The organism is Microcoleus sp. T3_D1, from assembly GCF_036700405.1.
Taxonomy (GTDB): domain Bacteria; phylum Cyanobacteriota; class Cyanobacteriia; order Cyanobacteriales; family Microcoleaceae; genus Microcoleus.
The window spans coordinates 1-3,630 of the sequence record NZ_JAUBOV010000067.1 but is presented as its reverse complement, the minus strand read 5'-3'; the positions used below and the strand labels follow the sequence as shown (position 1 = coordinate 3,630).

Genomic DNA, 3,630 nt, shown 5'->3' with positions numbered 1-3,630 from the left:
GCCACACACAGTTAACACAGGCGGGACGCCCGTGCCACAGTTAACACAGGCGGGACGCCCGTGCCACACACAGTTAACACAGGCGGGACGCCCGTGCTACACACAGTTAACACAGGCGGGACGCCCGTGCCACACATAGTTAACACAGGCGGGACGCCCGTGCCACAGTTAACACAGGCGGGACGCCCGTGCCACAGTTAACACAGGCGGGACGCCCGTGCTACACACAGTTAACACAGGCGGGACGCCCGTGCCACACATAGTTAAAATAGATAAATTTCGATGATTAGTAAATTGCTTAAGTTTGCTGGATCGGCAGTTCAATGATAAACTCGGTTCCCTTGCAGGGCTCTGACTCGCACCGGAGCGATCCTCGGTGATTTTCTACTAAGATTTTGTAGACAATAGACAATCCTAAACCGGTACCTTTACCGATTTCCTTGGTGGTGAAAAACTGCTCGAACATTCGCTCTTTTATCTGTGGTGTCATTCCGCTTCCCGTGTCAGCAATCCGCACTCTCACGCGATCTGGCCCAGCTAACTCTGTGCCGATCGAAATTTTTAGCGCAGCATTGGGCTGATTTTGTGCTGCCTCGTCCAAAGCATCGATCGCGTTGGTAATTAGATTCATAAATACTTGATTTAGCTGTCCTGAATAACACTCTACAGCAGGCAATTTTCCATAATTTTTTACTACTTGAATGTCGCGACGGTCTATTTGAGAATTGAGACGGTTTCGCAAAATTAACACGGTGCTGTCAATGCTGTCGTGCAAATCGCACATGGTCATGTTACTGTTATCGGTTCGCGAAAAGTTGCCCATAGATTTGACAATTTCGCGAATGCGATTGGAACCCATTTGCATGGAAGACATAACTTTAGGCAAGTCTTCAACTAGAAAATCCAGATCTATCTCTTCGATTTTAGCTGTGATTTCGGGACAGGGATTGGGATAGCATTCTTGATAGAGACGCAGCAGGTTCAGCAAATCTTGAGTATAAATTGCGGCATGGCTCAAGTTGCCGTAAATAAAACTAACTGGGTTATTAATTTCGTGGACGATACTAGCCATTAGCGCTCCCAGGGAAGACATTTTTTCGCTGTGGAGAAGTTGAGCTTGAGTTTGTTTGAGTTCGCAAAGTGCGCGATCGAGCTTGGCCGCTTGAGCTTCCGCTTTCGAGGTAGCAGCACAACTTTCTTGATAAAGTTCTACCTGTTTAAGATCGATTTCAAATTGTTCGATTTCGCTTTCTTGCTGGTATTGACTCACTACGGCATCGAAAGCTTCTAGCAAGTCGCCGCCCGCCGCTTCGACAATGTACAGCAGATGGGGATTTCCCAGCCTGAGTTCGGCATCGGGAACTTGCACCAAGGCTTTAATTCGATCGATATATGCGCGCACTTGTTTGTCTAAATACAGTGGCGGCTCAAAATACATTGCCTTGACGGTGGCTGAAGGGGGACTCAATAAGTTGATGCTGCTGTTAGTATTAATTAAGTCGCGGTGCGATTTTTCCATAAGCTCGATCGCCTCTAACAAATTCCCGCGCAGTTTTGCTCTTTCTGCCGCATTCGAGGAGCAAACTAACCTCATGCAAAAAAAAGCCGTTCGTTGGGAAAGCATTCGCTGGCGGCCGCTGATATTAATCACCGCAGCACTAATTTTTCTGGCTGTCGTAATTTCTTCCAGATTAAAGTAGTTTTTCACTGCCGCCATTGGTAATGCCCCCGACTCGCCTAAATGTCTGTAGCTCCTGCTGATACAAGATTTAAGAGCCATAAAAAGTTTTTGTACAAGACACTCACCAATATATTCTGTATTTCGTAGTAAAGTAGTATACTAAAACACAATTATTTTACCGTTGTGACCTATCACAATTTTCAGGATTCCGCTTGTTGCACCGTTTTTCTTAACTATTCAAAAATTTACTAATAAACTTGGCCATGATGGGAGCTTGAGTTTGCGGCAACCCGTGAGTGGCATGGGGAATAATTGCTAACTCTGCCCCCGGTATCTCGCCCGCGTAGGTTTCACAGTGCCATAGAGGAATTGTTTCGTCACTCTCTGCTGCGATAACTAAGGTAGGAATTTGCAATTTGTGAATTTCTTTTTCTACTGTATCAACTGCATCTTCTGGCCGCATCCGACTCATTAAAAAAGACCTTGCTACTGGTTGAGACATTAACTCCCTGCGCCACCCGGAAATTTGCTGCAATTGCTCACTTTTTCCCGCTAAACTAGCAAAAGGTTTTGCCAACTGCAAGGCCCAATCAACGGCTGGGGTTTCCCACAGCAGCGGCCGCAAAGCATCGTATTGACCACAAAAACTGTCGTCCCGAATTCCGGCCGGTGCTGCTAACACTAAACTGCTAACAGAATTAGGATATTTTAGGGAATATGCAGATGCTACCCAACCGCCAAAAGAATGTCCGATGATGCAGCATGGTTCGATATTTAGTTGTTCTACAACTTGCCGCACAAAAGCAACTTCTACAGCTACGTCGTAGCGGATTTCTGGTTTGCTGGATTCTCCAAAACCTAACATATCTAAACTGATGCACCGAAACTGAGATTGCAATAACTCAATTAAGGGCAGCCAGCAAGTCTTTTCTCCGAAGAAACCGTGCAGCATCAATAAGGGTCTGCCGCACCCGATGTCGAGGTAGGCTGCTGTTTGGCTGCTGCTATTGACAAATGTACTTAATGTGTGCTTTTGTCCTACAAGTGCTTGAGACTGCATGGCGATCGACTCCTGATAGGTAAGAGACATTTGTAAAGGATTGTAACAAAACAGCAGTCCAAAGGTTAAACTTCATTACGGAGTACACAGTTAGAAATAGACCATGATATTGTCTATGATTATTAGAAAAAACTACAAACCCAAAGCAGGAGAACACTTTGAACTCTACTTTAAAACAGTACCCGGCTTGCTCTCTTCGCGAAGATGTCAGTGAGTACGTAGCACACCTACAGCTTCACATGACTTTACAAGCTCGCAACCTGCTCCCTACCATTACCACCGCTAAGGATAGTCGCGAACAACTGTTGCAGCAGACTCAGGCTCATTTTGAGAAACGTGTTTCTCGACAAGCTATTTAAACAAATTTTTCTGGGTCATTAAGATCGCCCGCAGTCGATCGAACTTTCCCACATTTCAGCATCCCAGAAACCCGGTAGCCTCAAAAATACCGGGTTTCTTTTCGGCTAATTATGCAGGGGGCCCGGTTTTGGGTAATATGCGTTGGGTGTGCTTTAAATTTAATGTCTATGCGAATTTCGATTATTGCATTTTTGACTTTGGCGGCGCTGGCTGGCGGCGAATTGGCGGCGCGGGCGATCGATCCGAGTGCCGCACCGACTGAGACGGAGTTTAGAGAGGGAACCGCAGAAATTGACAGGCGAGACGCCTGTCCCACAAAGGCACAGAGGGAGGAGGATGAGGTTAGTCTCACATCTGGCACCATTCTCCAGAACGGGCAAGATGCCCGTTCCACAAGAGATGAATTGTTTTGTGGAACAGGCATCTTGCCTGTTCATAAAAAGCTGATTGAAAATGGTGCAACCTCTCTCAAGAACGGTGCAGCATCTGTCAACAACGGGCAAGATGCCCGTTCCACAAGAGATGAATT

The 3,630-nt window shown here is 46.4% G+C and carries 3 protein-coding genes and 1 pseudogene; 2 read left to right on the top strand and 2 right to left on the bottom strand.

Annotation, left to right across the window (positions count from 1 at the left end; translation table 11 throughout):
• Nucleotides 1–298 precede the first annotated feature (298 nt).
• Nucleotides 299–1,780: an ATP-binding protein gene (locus QT992_RS24640; protein ID WP_333319857.1), complete on the bottom strand. Its 1,482-nt coding sequence runs from the start codon at nt 1,778–1,780 to the stop codon at nt 299–301.
• 130 nt (nt 1,781–1,910) lie between these two features.
• Nucleotides 1,911–2,771, bottom strand: coding sequence for an alpha/beta hydrolase (locus QT992_RS24635; protein WP_333341958.1), 861 nt, complete (start codon nt 2,769–2,771; stop codon nt 1,911–1,913).
• Nucleotides 2,772–2,899: 128 nt separating this feature from the next.
• On the opposite strand from QT992_RS24635, the gene QT992_RS24630 reads away from it, so the two are divergent.
• The gene (locus QT992_RS24630) at nt 2,900–3,100 is read left to right on the top strand and encodes a hypothetical protein (protein ID WP_006634481.1); all 201 of its coding nucleotides are present in this window, start codon (nt 2,900–2,902) and stop codon (nt 3,098–3,100) included.
• 168 nt (nt 3,101–3,268) lie between these two features.
• A pseudogene (locus tag QT992_RS24625) lies at nt 3,269–3,630 on the top strand (BamA/TamA family outer membrane protein); the annotation flags it as partial.

Excerpts from the sequence above, each read along its gene's own strand:
- QT992_RS24640 (WP_333319857.1), bottom strand. The coding sequence starts at position 1,780 with ATGGCTCTTAAATCTTGTATCAGCAGGAGCTACAGACATTTAGGCGAG.
- QT992_RS24635 (WP_333341958.1), bottom strand. The coding sequence starts at position 2,771 with ATGTCTCTTACCTATCAGGAGTCGATCGCCATGCAGTCTCAAGCACTT.